Below are 15815 nucleotides of genomic sequence, written 5' to 3' on the forward strand. Positions count from 1 at the left end.
GCATGACACAGTCCGAGGCCGATCGGACCGAGCTCGACCCGGCCGAGCTCGCCGCCCGGTTCCAGGCGGAGCGCACGCGGCTGCGGTCCGTCGCGTACCGCATGCTCGGTTCGCTGAGCGAGGCGGAGGACGCGGTCCAGGAGAGCTGGCTGCGGCTGCAGCGCGCCGATGCCGCCGACGTACGGAACCTGAGCGGCTGGCTGACCACCGTCGTCGGGCGGATCTGCCTGGACATGCTGCGTACGCGCGCCTCGCGCCGTGAGGACCCGCTGGACCCGGGGACGAGCGAGGTGCACGTGCCGGACCCCGTGATCCGGCCCGTCGACCCGGCCCAGGAGGTCGAGCTGGCGGACACCGTCGGGGTCGCGCTGCTCGTCGTCATGGACACGCTGGCGCCCGCGGAGCGGCTCGTGTTCGTGCTGCACGACATGTTCGCGGTGCCGTTCGAGGAGCTCGCGCCGATCGTCGAGCGCACCCCCGCCGCCACCCGCCAGCTGGCCAGCCGCGCCCGGCGTCGCGTCCAGGGCGCCACCGCGCCGTCCGGTACCGACATCGCCCGGCAGCGGGTCGTCGTCGACGCCTGGCTCGCCGCCACCCGAGTCGGCGACTTCGAGGCGCTGCTCGAACTCCTGGACCCCGACGTCCTGTTGCGGGTCGACGCGGGCGGCGGCACCGCCTCCACGTTGCTGCGCGGCGCGCTCGACGTGGCCAAACAGGCCGCGTTCTACGGGCAGTTGGCGTCGGGCTCCTACGCGGCCCTGGTCGGCGACACCCTCGGCCTCGTACAGGCGCCCCGTGGTCAGGCCGTCGCCGTGCTGGCCTTCACGTTCCAGGACGGCAAGGTCATCGGCGTCGACATCATCGCCGACCCGCCGAGGCTCGCCGCCCTGAACATCCCCACTCCCTAGATCAGGCACCAGATCAGACACCAGATCAGACATCAGATCAGGCGCTAGATCAGGCCGTGTTCCCGCAGGTAGTCGAGCTGGGCCAGGACGGACAGCTCGGCCGCGGGCCACAGGGAGCGGTCCACATCGGCGTACACGTGCGCGACGACCTCGGACGACGACGTGTGTCCGTTCTCGACGGCGGTCTCCACCTGGGCGAGGCGGTGGGCGCGGTGCGCGAGGTAGAACTCGACGGCTCCCTGGGCGTCCTCGAGGACGGGCCCGTGTCCGGGCAGGACCGTGTGCACGCCGTCGTCGACCGTCAGCGAGCGCAGTCGGCGCAGCGTGTCCAGGTAGTCGCCGAGGCGGCCGTCCGGGTGCGCGACCACGGTGGTGCCGCGGCCCAGGATCGTGTCGCCGGTCAACACCGCCTGGTCCGCGGGCAGATGGAAGCAGAGCGAGTCGGCCGTGTGGCCGGGGGTGGGGACCACCCGCAGTTCCAGGCCGCCCGTCGTCACCACGTCACCGGCCGCGAGTCCCTCGTCGCCGAGGCGCAGCGCCGGGTCGAGCGCGCGCACCTTCGTGCCCGTCAACTCGGCGAATCTGCCCGCCCCTTCGGCATGGTCGGGGTGCCCGTGCGTGAGCAGGGTCAGGCCGATGCGGCGGCCCGCCTTCTCGGCGACGGCGATGACGTTCTTCAGGTGGTCGTCGTCCAGCGGGCCCGGGTCGACGACGACGGCGAGGTCGCTGTCGGGTTCGGCGACGATCCAGGTGTTGGTGCCGTCGAGGGTCATCGCGGACGCGTTCGGCGCGAGGACGTTGACCGCGCGGGCGGTGGCGGGGCCCGAAAGCACCCCGCCGCGCGGCTGCCCGGGCAGGGCGGCTGCTTCGGTCATCGGACGTGGCTCATCGGTCGTGGCTCCCGCCGGTCGGAATGTGCTTGGTGAACTCTTCGTGCCCGGGCCAGGACAGCACCAACTCGCCCTCGTCCAGGCGCGCTTGGGCCAGTACGGGGGTGAGGTCGCGGCCCGTCGCACCGCCGAGGGCGCCGCGCACGGAGTCGTACGCCATCAGGGCCCGCAGCGTCGCGACGGTCGGCGGCATCATCGACAACTCGCCCCGGTCGTACGCCGATGCGGCCTGCTCGGGGCGGATCCAGACGGTGCGGTCGGCCTCGGAGGAGTCGTCGCTGGTGCGCTGGCCCGCGGGGAGCGCGGCGACGAAGAACCAGGTGTCGTAGCGGCGCGGCTCGAACTCCGGGGTGATCCAACGCGCCCACGCCGCAAGGAGATCGGAGCGCAGGACGAGGCCGCGGCGCTCAAGGAACTCGGCGAAGGACAGCTCACGCCCGATCAGCGCCTGCCGGTCGGCCTCCCACTCGGCACCGGTGGTGTCGTCGACGACGGTGTCCGGGGTCGGCCCGGCCAACAGCACGCCCGCCTCCTCGAACGTCTCGCGCACCGCGCCGCACACGATGGCCTGCGCGGCGAAGGGGTCCTTGTCCGGTACGCCGAGACGCTCGGCCCAGCTCTCCCGCGAGGGACCGGCCCAGCGGACCCCGCGGTCGTCGTCGCGCGGGTCGACGCCGCCGCCGGGGTAGGCGTAGGCGCCCGCGGCGAAGGCCATCGACGTACGTCTGCGGAGCATGTGCACTTCCGGGCCGGCCGCGGCGTCCCGCAGCAGCATCACGGTCGCGGCGCGCCGGGGCGTCGCGGGCACCAGCGTGCCGGCGGCGAGGGCGCGGATGCGGTCCGGCCACTCGGGGGGATACCACTGCCCGTTTGCCATGGCCGGAGGCTAACCGGTGACGGCCGGATGTTCGAGACCCACCCGCCACCGGAAACACCGCCTCACAAGGCGCTGCACCTGCTCAGAACCCGCTGCCTACGCCTCGGTGAGCTCGACCTGGATCTCGACCTCGACCGGCGCGTCCAGCGGCAGCACCGCGACGCCGACGGCACTGCGGGCGTGCACGCCCTTGTCGCCGAGGACCTCGCCGAGCAGCTCGCTCGTGCCGTTGATGACACCGGGCTGACCGGTGAAGTCGGTGGCGGACGCCACGAACCCGACGACCTTCACCACGCGTGCGATCCGGTCCAGGTCACCGGCGACGGACTTCACGGCCGCCAGCGCGTTCAGCGCGCAGGTGCGGGCCAGCTCCTTGGCCTGCTCGGCGGTGACCTCGTCGCCGACCTTGCCGGTCAGCGGCAGCTTGCCGTCGACCATGGGCAGCTGCCCTGCCGTGTACACGTACACACCGGACTGCACGGCCGGCTGGTACGCCGCGACCGGCGGGACCACGGGCGGCAGCGTGAGCCCGAGCTCCGCGAGCCGCGCCTCGACGGCCCCGCTCACGCGGCCTTCTCCCGCTTCAGGTACGCCACCAGCTGCTCGGGGTTGTTCGGCCCCTGCACGACCTGCACCAGCTCCCAGCCGTCCTCACCCCAGGTGTCGAGGATCTGCTTCGTCGCGTGCACGAGGAGCGGCACGGTCGCGTATTCCCACTTCTTTGCCATGGGGCCGACTGTAGCCGCCGGACCGGGGTGCGTCGTTCCGCAGCCTCCTGGCGTGATCGGCCCGCTCCTTGGTTAGGCTCGAATACGTGAGCAGGCTCCAGGTCGTCAGCGGCAAGGGCGGTACCGGAAAGACCACGGTCGCCGCCGCACTCGCGCTCGCCCTCGCGACCGAGGGCAAGCGCACTCTCCTTGTGGAGGTGGAGGGCAGGCAAGGCATCGCGCAGCTCTTCGAGACGGAGGCGCTCCCGTACGAGGAGCGGAAGATCGCCGTCGCGCCCGGCGGCGGGGAGGTGTACGCGCTCGCCATCGATCCCGAACTGGCGCTGCTCGACTACCTCCAGATGTTCTACAAGCTGGGCGGCGCGGGCCGCGCCCTGAAGAAGCTGGGCGCGATCGACTTCGCGACCACCATCGCGCCGGGCCTCAGGGACGTCCTGCTGACCGGCAAGGCGTGCGAGGCCGTCAGGCGCAAGGACAAACAGGGCGCGTACGCGTACGACTACGTGGTGATGGACGCGCCGCCCACCGGGCGCATCACCCGCTTCCTGAACGTGAACGACGAGGTCGCCGGGCTCGCCAGGATCGGGCCGATACACAATCAGGCCCAGGCCGTGATGCGCGTCCTCAAGTCCCGTGAGACGGCAGTGCACTTGGTGACGCTGCTGGAGGAGATGCCGGTGCAGGAGACCCTCGACGGGGTCGGTGAACTGCGGGCCGCGCAGCTGCCCGTGGGACGGATCATGGTGAACATGGTGCGGCCCGCGGTTCTCGGGGAACCCGCGCTCGCGATGGTCGGCGACGAGGGCGTCCGCCCGGCCGTCGCCGGGGCGCTGGCCGCGGCCGGGCTCGGCAGCGCCGAGAAGCTCGCCGGGCCGCTGCTCGCACAGGCCGGGGAGTACGCGGAGCGGTACGCGCTCGAGCACGCCCAGCGCGAACAGCTCGGCGGGGCGGGACTGCCGCTGCACGAACTGCCGCTGCTCACCGAGGGGTTGGACCTGTCCGGCCTGTACACGCTCGCCGAGGAACTGCGACAGCAAGGGATTTAGGGGACCGTTTCCATGACGCTGGATCCACGCGCTTCGCTCGACATCGACCCGCTGCTCGACGACCCGCAGACCCGGATCGTGGTGTGCTGCGGCAGTGGCGGCGTCGGCAAGACCACCACCGCCGCGGCCCTCGGCCTGCGCGCCGCCGAGCGCGGCCGCAAGGTCGTCGTCCTCACCATCGACCCGGCCCGCAGGCTCGCCCAGTCCATGGGCATCGACTCGCTCGACAACACCCCGCGCCGGGTGAAGGACATCGCCTCCACCGGCCCCGCGGAGGGCGGTGAGCTGCACGCGATGATGCTGGACATGAAGCGGACCTTCGACGAGATCGTCGAGGCGCACGCGGACACGGAGCGCGCGGAGGCGATCCTGTCGAACCCCTTCTACCAGTCGCTCTCGGCGGGCTTCGCGGGCACGCAGGAGTACATGGCGATGGAGAAGCTGGGCCAGCTGCGGTCCCGCGACGAGTGGGACCTGATCGTGGTCGACACCCCGCCGTCGCGCTCCGCGCTCGACTTCCTGGACGCGCCCAAGCGGCTCGGGTCGTTCCTCGACGGCAAGCTGATCCGGCTGCTCATGGCCCCGGCGAAGGTCGGCGGGCGGGCCGGCATGAAGTTCCTGAACGTCGGGATGTCGATGATGACCGGCGCGCTCGGCAAGCTGCTCGGCGGTCAACTGCTGCGCGACGTGCAGACGTTCGTGGCCGCGATGGACACGATGTTCGGCGGTTTCCGCACTCGGGCCGACGCCACGTACAAGCTGCTGCAGGCGCCCGGCACGGCCTTCCTCGTGGTCGCCGCGCCCGAGCGGGACGCCCTGCGCGAGGCCGCGTACTTCGTGGAGCGCCTGGCCGCGGAGCGGATGCCGCTGGCCGGACTCGTGCTGAACCGGGTGCACGGCAGCGGCGCCGACCAGCTGTCCGCGCAGCGCGCGCTCGCCGCCGCAGAAAATCTTGACGAGCGCCGCATTGTGGATCAGACGGGCGGGAAGGAAGAGGTTCGTACCTCTCTCGAAGCCGATGCCGAAGCCGATGCCGAAGCTCCCGCGCCAGGCTCCCCCGCCGCAGCGGAGACTCTCCCGGACCCCGCCGTTGAGCAACTGACCGCCGGACTGCTGCAGTTGCACGCCGAGCGCATGCAGGTGGTCGCGCGCGAACAGCGCACGCGTGACCGCTTCACCGCGCTGCATCCCGAAGTCGCCGTGACCGAGGTCGCGGCGCTGCCCGGTGACGTGCACGACCTGGCAGGCCTCAGGGACATCGGAGACCGGCTCGCGGCCGGTGGCAATCCGGCCGGAGCTGTGTCTTGAGCCGTCCACGACGCCGTACGTGATCCGTACGCGACGTGAGCCGTACGCGTCTTGAGTCCTACGCGTCTGGTTGTCCTGCGCGTGTGAGTCGTACGTGAGTCGGCTGGTGCGCGTGGTGCCGTCCGGCGCTAGCCGACGGCCGCGTACCTCTCGTACGTCTCGTCGTCCTCGAGCTCCGCGGGCAACAGGCCCGCACCGCGCTCGTACTCCGTACGTGCCGTCTCAAGGAGATGGCGCCACGAGGTGACGGTCGGACGCCTGCGCAACAGTGCGCGACGCTCCCGCTCCGTCATGCCACCCCACACGCCGAACTCGACGCGATTGTCCAGCGCGTCCGCGAGGCACTCGGTCCGCACGGGGCATCCCGTGCACACCGCCTTCGCCCGGTTCTGCGCTGCTCCTTGAACGAACAGTTCATCCGGATCGGTAGTGCGGCAGGCCGCCTGCGCACTCCAGTCGACTACCCAGCCCATACCGGCGCCGTCCTCTCCCGAATCGAGGCTCCCCCACGGCGGCAGCGGCATATTCACCGCCGCCAGTTGAGGACGTTACGGAAGGTGGGCACAGCGCAACACCCCCTTCGGGCCCAATCTTGAATGGCCCGAACGGACTATGCGTAAGCGGCAGATCACCCGACGGAGTGACCGGGAGACATGCGTAACAACCCCGGCAAATCGGGACAGTTCACTTGAGCCACAACGGCCATCGAGTGACACACAAGGCGATTTCGGACACCTTCCGACCCCCACACGGATGACCCGTGGAAGAGGGTGGGAATGACTAGGGAACGATTCGGGGTCGTCCCACGTCTTGATACGAGACCGCACTGCTGTGACAGTTGAGTGCAGCTTAGGCCAAGGCATATACGCCTGTCCGGAGAATCAGAACGTAGGCTGCCCCTCATGGGAAAGAAGCGCTCGGCCAACGCCGGAGGCGGACTGTCGCCGGCTCAGCAGGCCGCCAAGTTCCTCGGTGTCAGCGTGCTCGCAGGAGCCGTGCTCGCCGGAATCGCGCTGCCCGCCGCGGGCGCGCTCGGCCTCGCGGCCAAGGGTTCGGTCGAGGGATTCGACGAGATCCCCGCCGACTTGAAGACGCCTCCGCTGAGCCAGCGCACCACGATCCTGGACAACCAGGGCGGCAAGATCGCCACGGTCTACTCGCGCGACCGCACGGTCGTCCCGCTCGACAAGATCTCGCCGTACATGCAGAAGGCCCTCGTCGCGATCGAGGACTCCCGCTTCTACGAGCACGGGGCGGTCGACGCGAAGGGCATCCTGCGCGCCATCAACGCCAACGCGCGCGACGGCGGAGTCTCCCAGGGCGCCTCCACCCTCACCCAGCAGTACGTGAAGAACGTATTCATCGAGCAGGCGGGCGACGACCCGACCAAGGTCGCGCAGGCCACGCAGCAGACGATCGGCCGCAAGGTCCGCGAGCTCAAGTACGCGATCCAGGTCGAGGAAGAGCTGGGCAAGAAGAAGATCCTCGCCAACTACCTGAACATCACGTACTTCGGCGAGCAGGCCTACGGCGTCGAGGCCGCCGCCCAGCGGTACTTCTCCAAGCCGGCCAAGGACCTGAACCTGCAGGAGTCGGCGCTGCTCGCCGGCATCGTGCAGTCGCCCAGCCGCTACGACCCCGTCAACGACGAGGCCGAGGCGAAGAAGCGGCGCAACGTGGTGCTCCAGCGCATGGCCGAGGTGCACGACATCTCGCAGGCCGAAGCCGACAAGGCGAAGGAGTCGCCGCTCGGCCTCGAGGTCAGCAAGCCGCAGAACGGATGCATCACGTCGGTCAAGGGCGCCGCGTTCTTCTGCGACTACGTGAAGAAGGTCTTCCTCACCGACCCGGTCTTCGGCAAGACCAAGGAGGACCGGGCCAAGGTGTGGAACCGCGGCGGTCTGACGGTGAAGACCACGCTCGACCCGGTGGCGCAGGACTCGGTGCAGGCCTCCATCAAGGAGAACGTCTACAAGTCGGACAGCGTCGCGACGGCGGTCACACTCGTCGAGCCCGGCACCGGCAAGATCCTCGGCATGGGCCAGTCGAAGCCCTACGGCTACGCGAAGAACGAGACGGAGTACAACTACTCGGTCAACGCGGCGTACGGCGGCTCCAACTACGGCTTCCCGACGGGTTCGACGTTCAAGCCGTTCCTGGCGGCGGCCGCGCTCGAGCAGGGCACGCCGGTGACGCAGGAGTACCCGGCGCCGTACGACATGCCGTACCCGACGGTGCAGTCGTGCAGCGGCAAGCCGTGGGTCAACTCGCGCTCGAACCCCGCGATGGTGGAGAACGAGAACGAGTCGGAGGTCGGCCCCTATCGCCTCAAGGAGGCGATGGAGAAGTCCATCAACACGTACTTCGTGCAGATGCTCGCCGACACGGGCATGTGCCCCGTCGTCCAGATGACCGACAAGCTGGGCGTGGTGCAGGGCAACGGGACGAAGGTCGACGAGGTGCCGTCCTCGATGACCCTCGGTTCGACCGGTCTGTCGCCCCTGACCATCGCGTCCGCGTACGCCGCCTTCGCCAACGAGGGCACGTACTGCACGCCGGTCGCCATCGAGTCGATCACCGAGACGGGCACCGGCAAGGCGCTCGAGGTGCCGAAGACGCAGTGCTCGCGCGCCATGTCGACGGAGACCGCCGACAAGATCAATACGCTGCTCAGCGGCGTGACCGACTCCGGTACGGGCAAGCAGGCCGGTCTGCAGGACCGGGCCAACGCCGGTAAGACGGGTACCACCGACGCCCGGAAGAACGCCTGGTTCGTCGGCTACACGCCGAACCTGGCCGGCGCCGTCTGGGTCGGCAGCCCGACGCAGAAGGTCGAGATGGAGAACATCACGATCGGCGGCCGGTACCACGACAAGGTCTTCGGCGCCGACACCCCGGGCCCGATCTGGCGCAGCGCCATGACCGGCGCCCTGGCCAACAAGCCCGCACCCGGCTTCACCCTCGTCAGCATCCCCGACCTGGACAAGGACAAGGACAAAGACAAGGACAAGGGCCACGACGACGGAAAGCCCGGCGACGGCAAGCCGGGCGACGGCGGGGACAACGGCGGGAACAACGGGAACAACGGCGGCAACAACGGGGGGAACGACCCGCTGGGCGGCCTGATCGGCGGCTGGGACCGCTGATCCCGACCCTGATCCCGACCATCCCGCTGACCCTCCGGTCATGACATGAGAAGGGGCGCCTCCACTGTGGAGGCGCCCCTTCTCCGTACGTCGGAGGTCGCGTCGTACGTCGTCTTCGTACGTGTGCTGCGGTCAGCCCGCGAGCAGGCGCTTGACGGTCGCGGCGACCCGGCCGCCCTCGGCGCGGTCCGCGACCTTGGGCTTCACGATCTTCATGACCTGGCCCATGGCCTTGCCGCCCTCGGCACCGGCCGCCTTCGCCTCCTCGACCGCCTGCGCGACGATCTGCTCCAGCTCGGCGTCGGTCAGCTGCTGCGGCAGGTACTCGGCGAGCACCTCGCCCTCCGCCTTCTCCTGGGCGGCGGACTCGGCACGCCCGCCCTTCTCGAAGGCCTCGGCCGCCTCACGGCGCTTCTTCGCCTCCTTGACGATCACGGCCTGCACCTCGTCGTCGGAGAGCTCGCGCTTCTCCTTGCCCGCGACCTCCTGGGTCGTGATCGCGGCGAGCGTCATCCGGAGCGTCGAGGAGCGCAGCGCGTCACGCCCCTTGATCGCGGCGTTGAGGTCGTCCTGCAGCTTCGACTTGAGCGTGGTCATGCCTTGATTGTCGCAGGTGCGGGGGTGGCGGCGCCCGCCGATTTCCGGGCCCCCGCCCGTCTGACACGATGGGGCCATGCGCGCGCGATACGGGATTCCCCTGAAGGTCTCTGCTGGCATCGTGGCGGCGGGCGCCGCCGGAGTCGCCTACGCGGCGGGCTTCGAAGCCCGCTCCTTCAGACTGCGCCGGGTGACGGTCCCGGTCCTCCCGGCGGGCATGGCTCCCCTCCGCGTCTTGCAGGTCTCCGACATCCACATGGTCAGCGGGCAGCGCAAGAAGCAGCGCTGGCTGCGCTCGCTGGCCGGGCTGCGCCCCGACTTCGTCATCAACACCGGCGACAACCTCTCCGACCAGGAGGGCGTGCCCGAGGTGCTCGACGCGCTCGGCCCGCTGATGGAGTTCCCGGGTGCGTACGTCTTCGGCTCGAACGACTACTACGGGCCCAAGCCCCGCAACCCCGGGCGCTACTTGCTGGAGAAGGCGTCCGGCAAGCACGGCCTGAACGGGAACGCGCCCGTCGTCGGTGTCCCCCGCAACCCGTGGGAGGGCCTGCGCGACGGCTTCGACGAGGCGGGCTGGCTGAACCTCACGAACACCCGGGGCGTGCTGAAGGTCGCGGGCGTCGAGATCGGCCTGACGGGCCTCGACGACCCGCACATCAAGCGCGACCGGTACGCACAGGTGGCCGGCGGACCGCTGAGCGGCCCCGACTTCACGATGGCCGTGGTGCACGCCCCGTACCTGCGGGTCCTGGACGCGTTCACGTCCGACGGCTATCCGCTGGTCCTCGCCGGGCACACCCACGGCGGCCAGCTCTGCATCCCCTTCTACGGCGCCCTCGTCACCAACTGCGACCTGGACACCGACCGCGTGAAGGGCCTGTCGACGCACGAGGCGGAGGGCAACCGCTCGTACCTGCACGTCTCGGCCGGCTGCGGCACCAACCGCTACACCCCGGTCCGCTTCGCGTGCCCGCCCGAGGCGACGCTCCTGACGCTGACGTCCGCGACGCCTGAGGCATGACCCCTTCCTCTCGATAACTGCCTATGACTGCCTATAACTGCCTATAACCGCCTTTGGCTCCCGCCAACTCCCTTTTCGCGTCATTGCGTCCACGGTCTTACGGTGGACGCATGATCACGCCGCCGCCCGCTGCCGCCTCCGTACCGGCGGAGGCAGTCGTGCCCCAGCACCGCCGGCCCGTGGCCGCCGTCTTCCGCGCCCTCGTCGCGCTGGCGGCGGCCACCGGCATCGTCATCGACCTCTCGATCAGCAACAGCGCGTTGCGCGTCCTGAGCTACTTCACGATCCAGTCGAACATCCTGGTCGCCGTCGTCTTCGCCCTCTCCGCGTGGCGCGCCTGGACGGCCCGCCCGCCGCTCCCACCCCTGGTCACGGGCGGCACGCTCCTCTTCATCTGCATCACGGGCCTCGTCTACCACTTCGTCCTGGCGAACTCCTCCAGCGGCTTCTCGATGACGGACGACGCGGAGCACGTGATCACGGGCTGGCGCTCGGTCTCCAACCAGCTCCTGCACACGGTCACCCCCATCGGTGCCGTCCTGAACTGGCTCCTGCTGACCCGCCCCGGCACCCTGCGCCTCCGTCACGCGGGCCTGTGGCTGCTCTATCCCCTCGCCTACTTCGCCTTCGCCCTGATCCGCGGCGCGATCATGACGCCGGGCACTCCGGCGCGCTACCCGTACCCGTTCCTGGACGTCGACATCCACGGCTACGCAGGGGTCCTCGGCAACGCGGTGATCTTCGGCCTGGCCTTCTACCTGCTGGCCCTGGCCCTGGTCGGCATCGACCGGATCCGCCCCGAGATCCGCGGCCCCGAAAACCGGATTTCGTCTCAGGCCGCCGGTCCGCTAAAGTAATCGATGTCGCCGCGACCTGCAGCAGTGCGGGAAGCGGAGCAACGACATCGGGGTGTAGCGCAGCTTGGCAGCGCGCTTCGTTCGGGACGAAGAGGTCGTGGGTTCAAATCCCGCCACCCCGACAGCTGAAACACCAGGTCAGGGGCCTGATCCGCATCGCGGGTCGGGCCCCTGACTCGTTCCCGGAGCTCGTTTGGGAGAAATCTGGGAGAAGATCTTGGTCGGGGTCTCCCAGCAGACGGTCGTCCGGCCTGGACGGCATGCCTTGTGTGTGCCGTCTCGTACCTGCGCGTTCGCGAACCCCGGTCACAGTTCCAGGTCCCGCTCTACCAGCGGACTACTCCTGGACTGAAGCAGCCGATGAACCAGTCGGAGCCTTCTCGTTGGTGGTTGGATTTGAGGTCCACCGGCCGTGGAGAGCGGCGCGGACCGCCTTCGTTGTTCTCGAGGCAACCGCTGCTTGCAGGGCAGCCGACTAGTCGACCAGAACGACCTCTTCATCGTCCCGAGGGGTGGCGTGACAGAACAGCGCCTTTCCCAGGCCGTGTACTGGCAGAGAGCGCCGCCGCGTCATCGGCCTGCTCTTCCACGGTGTCCGGGGTCTGGCCACTGGAGCTTGCGACGCCTGTGTTGTCGAACAGCATGACCGGACGGTTCGCGGCCAGTCCGTCCGTCATCGCAGGATCCCAGTGATCCATGCCGCCACGGAAATGCTGCAGGAACACCAGCGGTGTGCCGGTCTCGGCGCGGAAGCGCCGGCAGGCGTACCGAATCCCGTTCGCCGTGACGAACCGCGTCGGAGCCGTCACAGGGGAGAGAGGCGGTGTGTGAGTCGGTCGGGTCGTCGTCTTCGGCTCCTACTTCATCAGCCGCACGGGAGAACCCGCCTGGAACGCGGCGATGTCCTCGACGGAGTCCTGATAGAAAATCTCGTACAAGTCGCGGTTCACGAATCCGACGTGCCCCGTGAGCAGCGCGTTCGGCAGCGCCCGCAACGGGTGGTCCGCGGGTAGCGGCTCGGTGTCGTACACGTCGAGGGCGGCTGCTCGGATCGCGCCCTCACGCAGGACATCGATCAGGGCGACCTCATCGACGACCGGTCCGCGTGAGGTGTTCACCAGGAGGGCCGAGGGCTTCATCGACCGGAGTTCCGCCGCGCCGACCAGCCCGCGTGTTTGCTTGCTGAGCGGTACGTGGATCGAGAGCACATCGCTTTCAGTGAAGAGTCGCTCCTTCGTCACCTCCCGCACGCCGTGCTCGGCGGCGGTTTCGGGAGTCAGGCTCCGACTCCATGCGATGGTGTCCATTCCGAAGGCCTGTCCGATCCGTGCCACTCCGGAGCCGACGCGACCGAGGCCCAGAATGCCGAGAGTCCTGCCGTGCAGCCCCTCGCCGACCGATACCTGCCAGCCGCCGGCGCGCATCGACTCCGCCTCGACGACCAGGTTTCTCGTGGCACCGAGGATCAGCGCCCAGGTGTGCTCGATGGTGGGGTGGGACTCATAGCGGGTCCCGCACACCGTGATGCCGAGTCTGTGGGCGGCCGTAAGGTCGATGGCGGCATTGGCCGGGCCGGTGCTGACCAGGAGCCGAAGGTCGGGCAGCCGCTCCAGGACCTCGGCGGGGAATCGTGTGCGCTCCCGCATGGCCACGAGCACGTCGAACCCGGCGAGGCTACGGACCACCTCGTCGGCATCGGCGAACGGCTCGGTGAAAACGACGACCTCGGCGACGAGCGATCCCCAGTCGGCCAGGCTCGTCGCGACGTTCTGATAGTCGTCGAGGATCGCGATCTTCATGCGGGTGGCCATGTCGGCAACCTCCGTATGTCGTCGAGGTGATGCGTCTGTCGTCGCGGGGCGGCGACGCGGCGTGGCTCAGGCGAGCAGGCCCAGGGCGCTGTACCAAAGGGGTCCAGGGTTGAGCCGGTCACCGTGGAGCTTCGACATCTCCTCGAAGAACTCCAGCGGCTCCGGCTTGCCGGCCAGGAGCCGGATCGCGTCGCGCAGGTACTGCCGGGTCTCGTCCAGGATCTTCGGGTCGTCGGGCAGGTCTGCCTTCTTGTGGCCGGCGACCACGTGGCGCGGATGAAGTGCGGCGAGCCGGTCGATGCCGTCCAGCCACGCCTGAAGGCCGCCGTCACCGCCTTCGAGCATCATCAGGTGCACGCCGTTGTAGACGACGTCCCCGGCGACGACGAGACCGATCGACGGCACGTGCAGGACGCTGGAGTCGTCGGTGTCGGTGTGACCGGTCTCGACGGCCCGGAGGACTCGGCCCTCCAGCCGGAATCCCTCGGTCGGCACGGGCACGGCGAGAACCGGGGTGTTCTCCGGGACCCCGGGGAAGGTCTTCGCGAACCCCTTGTCCTTGCTCTCCAGTTGGCTGCGCATCTGCCGGATGGTGCCCTCGGTTGCGTACACCACGCTGTCGGCGTCGCCGAACCGTTCCAGCAGCGTCGCGGTGCCGAACCAGTGGTCGGGGTGGCCGTGGGTGACGTAGACGTACGCCAGACGCTTCCCTGAGCGCGCCAAGCCCTCGGCGACCTGCGCGATCTGGGTGTGCGTCAGCGGCGGGTCCACCAGGACCGCGTCACGGTCTCCGGTGATCAGGGTGGATGAGATCGGGGAGGACACGATCCCGTCGCCGTTCGGCAGCTGAAGATCGATCTTCCGGGGAACGCCGTCAGAGACGAGGACTTCGTAGGACAGTTCGGGCATCTCGATCGTCATGACCGGGCCACCTTGAGCAGGGTCTTTCCACCGCGGACGACCTGCTCGATCGCCGCATGGATGTCATCGAGGTCGAACACGGCGCCTAGCGGAACGAACAGGGCTCCGCTCGCGGCCAGGGGCGCGGCCTCGCGGATGACGGGGAGCACCTTTGTCGCGTAGTCGAAATGGCCGGCGAAGAATCCGTGTACCGTCGCGCGCTTGCCGATCAGGGTCAGTGCGTCGACGGACATCGGCTGCCCGGTCGCCGAGGCGTAGCTGACGAGCGCACCGCCCTCGGACAGCAGGTCGAGCAGGCGGGCGGGAGCGTCGCCGCCCACCGAGTCGACGGCGAGCCCGACCCGGGCATCGCCGATCGCCGTGCGAACCTCTTCGACCGCCGTCGCGCCGTCGAGGCGGACGATGTCCGCGCCGGCCGCGGTCAGTTCGGCGAACACGGACTCGTCCCGGACGAAGTTGATCGTCCGGAATCCGCGGGCCTTCGCCAGGGCGATCAGGGAACGTCCGACGCCGGAGTTCGCGGCGTTCTGCACGATCCAGTCCCCGGGCCTCAGGTCGGCGTACTCGCTCAGGATCAGACCGGCCGTGGGCGGATTGATGCCCAGCATCGAGAACTGCTCGACGCTGCCTTCCGGCAGCCGGAACAGCCCGTCGGCGGGCAGCAGCAGCCGCTCGCGCCAGGCACCGGCGAGCAGCGGCAGAACCACCAGCTCGCCCGCCGCGAGCGTGTCGACGCCGGGGCCCGCCTCGACAACCCGGCCGACACCCTCGCTGCCCAGGACCAGCGGGAGCGGTGGCCGCCCGAGCTCGCCCCTGACGACCTTGAGGTCGTGCAGGTTCAGCGGTGAGAACTCGACCGCGACCTTGACCTCGCCGGCGCCGGGAGCGTTCGGCTCCTGGAGATCGACGACGCGTACGACGTCCTCCGGCTTTCCGAACTGGGTGATCTGGATGGCACGCATGGGGACTCCGGTGAGAGGCGGCGAGCTCTTCGCCACAGCCAAACTGCACATTTTGCTCATGTCCGCCGCGACATGTCCGTCGTCGGACGAGAGGGGGGAATGTCAGCGCCGCACGTACGGTGCGTCCGCCCTGGGGATCAGCTCCAGCGCCGATTGGGCCGTCTGTCGGAGCGTCGTGGCGTCGATACCCGCCTTGGCCATGTTGTCGATGCCCCTGATCACGCTCAGCAGCAGATATCCCAGGGCCGTGGCGTCGGCGTGCTCGGCCACTTCTCCCGCGTCCTGGGCGTCGCGTATCGCGGACGCGAGGGCGCCGGCGAGATCCTCGAACGCGCGACGGGCCGTGCCCGCCACCATGTCGTCCTCTCCGGCGCGGTCCGCGGTGACCTTGGTGAGGAAGCACCCTCGGCGGGGGGACTCGGCGGCGAAGGCGTCGGCGAGTGAGACGACGTAGCGCTCCAGGCGGCCCATCGGCGAGGTGAGTACCGCGTGCGGGCCGTCCCGCAGGTCCTCGCGGGCCTGGGCGACGAGGCCCTGGCAGTAGTCGGAGAAGACGCGCATATAAAGGTCGTGCTTGTTGCCGAACGCCTTGTAGATGCTGCCCTTGCCCAGGCCGGTCGCATCCATGAGGTCGTAGGTGGACGTGCCGTCGAATCCGGTGGTCCAGAACCGGTCGCGGACAACATCGAGCACGGTGGTCTCGTCGAAGCCTCGTTTTCGCCCCATGGCCTCACCGTACC

General features: G+C 69.4%; 16 protein-coding genes, 1 tRNA gene and 1 pseudogene. 7 read left to right on the forward strand and 11 right to left on the reverse strand.

Translation table 11 applies throughout. The features are described 5' to 3' along the window. Positions 1-2 precede the first annotated feature (2 nt). Positions 3-908 carry a sigma-70 family RNA polymerase sigma factor gene (locus ACIBUY_RS13285; protein WP_399152590.1) on the forward strand — a complete coding sequence of 302 codons (906 nt, stop codon included), beginning with the start codon at positions 3-5 and terminating at the stop codon, positions 906-908. A 44-nt stretch (positions 909-952) separates the two neighbouring features. Here the strand turns inward: ACIBUY_RS13285 and ACIBUY_RS13290 are convergent, their stop codons facing one another. The 4 genes from ACIBUY_RS13290 to ACIBUY_RS13305 all read right to left on the reverse strand — a co-directional run bounded on the left by ACIBUY_RS13290 (position 953) and on the right by ACIBUY_RS13305 (position 3403). After that, the gene (locus tag ACIBUY_RS13290) at positions 953-1783 is read right to left on the reverse strand and encodes an MBL fold metallo-hydrolase (protein ID WP_365564662.1); all 831 of its coding nucleotides are present in this window, start codon (positions 1781-1783) and stop codon (positions 953-955) included. A 10-nt stretch (positions 1784-1793) separates the two neighbouring features. After that, positions 1794-2675 carry an NUDIX hydrolase gene (locus ACIBUY_RS13295; protein ID WP_365564665.1) on the reverse strand — a complete coding sequence of 294 codons (882 nt, stop codon included), beginning with the start codon at positions 2673-2675 and terminating at the stop codon, positions 1794-1796. Between the two features lie 96 nt (positions 2676-2771). Beyond that, positions 2772-3242 carry a RidA family protein gene (locus tag ACIBUY_RS13300; protein ID WP_365564667.1) on the reverse strand — a complete coding sequence of 157 codons (471 nt, stop codon included), beginning with the start codon at positions 3240-3242 and terminating at the stop codon, positions 2772-2774. Continuing rightward, positions 3239-3403, reverse strand: coding sequence for a DUF4177 domain-containing protein (locus ACIBUY_RS13305; RefSeq protein WP_399152591.1), 165 nt, complete (start codon positions 3401-3403; stop codon positions 3239-3241). The genes ACIBUY_RS13300 and ACIBUY_RS13305 overlap by 4 nt, the downstream gene beginning before the upstream one ends. An 86-nt stretch (positions 3404-3489) precedes the next feature. On the opposite strand from ACIBUY_RS13305, the gene ACIBUY_RS13310 reads away from it, so the two are divergent. Next, the gene (locus tag ACIBUY_RS13310; RefSeq protein WP_365564670.1) at positions 3490-4449 is read left to right on the forward strand and encodes an ArsA-related P-loop ATPase; all 960 of its coding nucleotides are present in this window, start codon (positions 3490-3492) and stop codon (positions 4447-4449) included. Between the two features lie 12 nt (positions 4450-4461). Then, complete coding sequence (locus ACIBUY_RS13315) at positions 4462-5757, forward strand: ArsA family ATPase (protein WP_399152592.1); 1296 nt, start codon at positions 4462-4464, stop codon at positions 5755-5757. A 128-nt stretch (positions 5758-5885) separates the two neighbouring features. On the opposite strand, the gene ACIBUY_RS13320 is transcribed toward ACIBUY_RS13315, so the two are convergent. Next, complete coding sequence (locus ACIBUY_RS13320; RefSeq protein WP_365564675.1) at positions 5886-6230, reverse strand: WhiB family transcriptional regulator; 345 nt, start codon at positions 6228-6230, stop codon at positions 5886-5888. Between the two features lie 429 nt (positions 6231-6659). Here ACIBUY_RS13320 and ACIBUY_RS13325 point away from each other — a divergent pair, with 429 nt between their 5' ends. After that, positions 6660-8903, forward strand: a complete 2244-nt coding sequence (locus ACIBUY_RS13325) for a transglycosylase domain-containing protein (protein WP_399152593.1) — start codon at positions 6660-6662, stop codon at positions 8901-8903. A gap of 132 nt (positions 8904-9035) precedes the next feature. Here the strand turns inward: ACIBUY_RS13325 and ACIBUY_RS13330 are convergent, their stop codons facing one another. Continuing rightward, positions 9036-9500, reverse strand: coding sequence for a GatB/YqeY domain-containing protein (locus ACIBUY_RS13330; RefSeq protein WP_255975013.1), 465 nt, complete (start codon positions 9498-9500; stop codon positions 9036-9038). A gap of 76 nt (positions 9501-9576) precedes the next feature. Between ACIBUY_RS13330 and ACIBUY_RS13335 the strand changes: the two genes are divergently transcribed. The 3 genes from ACIBUY_RS13335 to ACIBUY_RS13345 all read left to right on the forward strand — a co-directional run bounded on the left by ACIBUY_RS13335 (position 9577) and on the right by ACIBUY_RS13345 (position 11503). After that, complete coding sequence (locus ACIBUY_RS13335; RefSeq protein WP_399152594.1) at positions 9577-10524, forward strand: metallophosphoesterase; 948 nt, start codon at positions 9577-9579, stop codon at positions 10522-10524. A gap of 110 nt (positions 10525-10634) precedes the next feature. Further along, positions 10635-11381, forward strand: a complete 747-nt coding sequence (locus ACIBUY_RS13340; RefSeq protein ID WP_399152595.1) for a Pr6Pr family membrane protein — start codon at positions 10635-10637, stop codon at positions 11379-11381. 48 nt (positions 11382-11429) lie between these two features. Continuing rightward, positions 11430-11503 (forward strand) — tRNA-Pro (locus ACIBUY_RS13345). 356 nt (positions 11504-11859) lie between these two features. Here the strand turns inward: ACIBUY_RS13345 and ACIBUY_RS13350 are convergent. From ACIBUY_RS13350 to ACIBUY_RS13370, 5 genes and pseudogenes are all read right to left on the reverse strand, one after another. After that, positions 11860-11940, reverse strand: a pseudogene (locus tag ACIBUY_RS13350) (metallophosphoesterase); the annotation flags it as partial. A gap of 298 nt (positions 11941-12238) precedes the next feature. Then, a complete protein-coding gene (locus tag ACIBUY_RS13355; protein WP_399152596.1) occupies positions 12239-13192 on the reverse strand; it encodes a D-2-hydroxyacid dehydrogenase family protein in 954 nt (317 codons plus the stop codon). A gap of 66 nt (positions 13193-13258) precedes the next feature. Then, the gene (locus ACIBUY_RS13360; protein WP_399152597.1) at positions 13259-14113 is read right to left on the reverse strand and encodes an MBL fold metallo-hydrolase; all 855 of its coding nucleotides are present in this window, start codon (positions 14111-14113) and stop codon (positions 13259-13261) included. Further along, positions 14110-15075: a zinc-dependent alcohol dehydrogenase family protein gene (locus tag ACIBUY_RS13365; protein ID WP_399152598.1), complete on the reverse strand. Its 966-nt coding sequence runs from the start codon at positions 15073-15075 to the stop codon at positions 14110-14112. Before ACIBUY_RS13365 ends, ACIBUY_RS13360 begins: the two co-directional genes overlap by 4 nt. A 102-nt stretch (positions 15076-15177) precedes the next feature. Continuing rightward, positions 15178-15801, reverse strand: a complete 624-nt coding sequence (locus ACIBUY_RS13370) for a TetR/AcrR family transcriptional regulator (RefSeq protein ID WP_399152599.1) — start codon at positions 15799-15801, stop codon at positions 15178-15180. Between the last annotated feature and the right edge of the window lie 14 nt (positions 15802-15815).

It is taken from the genome of Streptomyces sp. NPDC050085, assembly GCF_044460595.1.
Lineage (GTDB): Bacteria > Actinomycetota > Actinomycetes > Streptomycetales > Streptomycetaceae > Streptomyces.

Coding starts and splice junctions, on each gene's coding strand:
- ACIBUY_RS13285 (WP_399152590.1), top strand. CDS start 3: ATGACACAGTCCGAGGCCGATCGGACCGAGCTCGACCCGGCCGAGCTC.
- ACIBUY_RS13290 (WP_365564662.1), bottom strand. CDS start 1,783: ATGACCGAAGCAGCCGCCCTGCCCGGGCAGCCGCGCGGCGGGGTGCTT.
- ACIBUY_RS13295 (WP_365564665.1), bottom strand. CDS start 2,675: ATGGCAAACGGGCAGTGGTATCCCCCCGAGTGGCCGGACCGCATCCGC.
- ACIBUY_RS13305 (WP_399152591.1), bottom strand. CDS start 3,403: ATGGCAAAGAAGTGGGAATACGCGACCGTGCCGCTCCTCGTGCACGCG.
- ACIBUY_RS13315 (WP_399152592.1), top strand. CDS start 4,462: ATGACGCTGGATCCACGCGCTTCGCTCGACATCGACCCGCTGCTCGAC.
- ACIBUY_RS13320 (WP_365564675.1), bottom strand. CDS start 6,230: ATGGGCTGGGTAGTCGACTGGAGTGCGCAGGCGGCCTGCCGCACTACC.
- ACIBUY_RS13325 (WP_399152593.1), top strand. CDS start 6,660: ATGGGAAAGAAGCGCTCGGCCAACGCCGGAGGCGGACTGTCGCCGGCT.
- ACIBUY_RS13330 (WP_255975013.1), bottom strand. CDS start 9,500: ATGACCACGCTCAAGTCGAAGCTGCAGGACGACCTCAACGCCGCGATC.
- ACIBUY_RS13335 (WP_399152594.1), top strand. CDS start 9,577: ATGCGCGCGCGATACGGGATTCCCCTGAAGGTCTCTGCTGGCATCGTG.
- ACIBUY_RS13340 (WP_399152595.1), top strand. CDS start 10,635: ATGATCACGCCGCCGCCCGCTGCCGCCTCCGTACCGGCGGAGGCAGTC.
- ACIBUY_RS13355 (WP_399152596.1), bottom strand. CDS start 13,192: ATGGCCACCCGCATGAAGATCGCGATCCTCGACGACTATCAGAACGTC.
- ACIBUY_RS13360 (WP_399152597.1), bottom strand. CDS start 14,113: ATGACGATCGAGATGCCCGAACTGTCCTACGAAGTCCTCGTCTCTGAC.
- ACIBUY_RS13365 (WP_399152598.1), bottom strand. CDS start 15,075: ATGCGTGCCATCCAGATCACCCAGTTCGGAAAGCCGGAGGACGTCGTA.
- ACIBUY_RS13370 (WP_399152599.1), bottom strand. CDS start 15,801: ATGGGGCGAAAACGAGGCTTCGACGAGACCACCGTGCTCGATGTTGTC.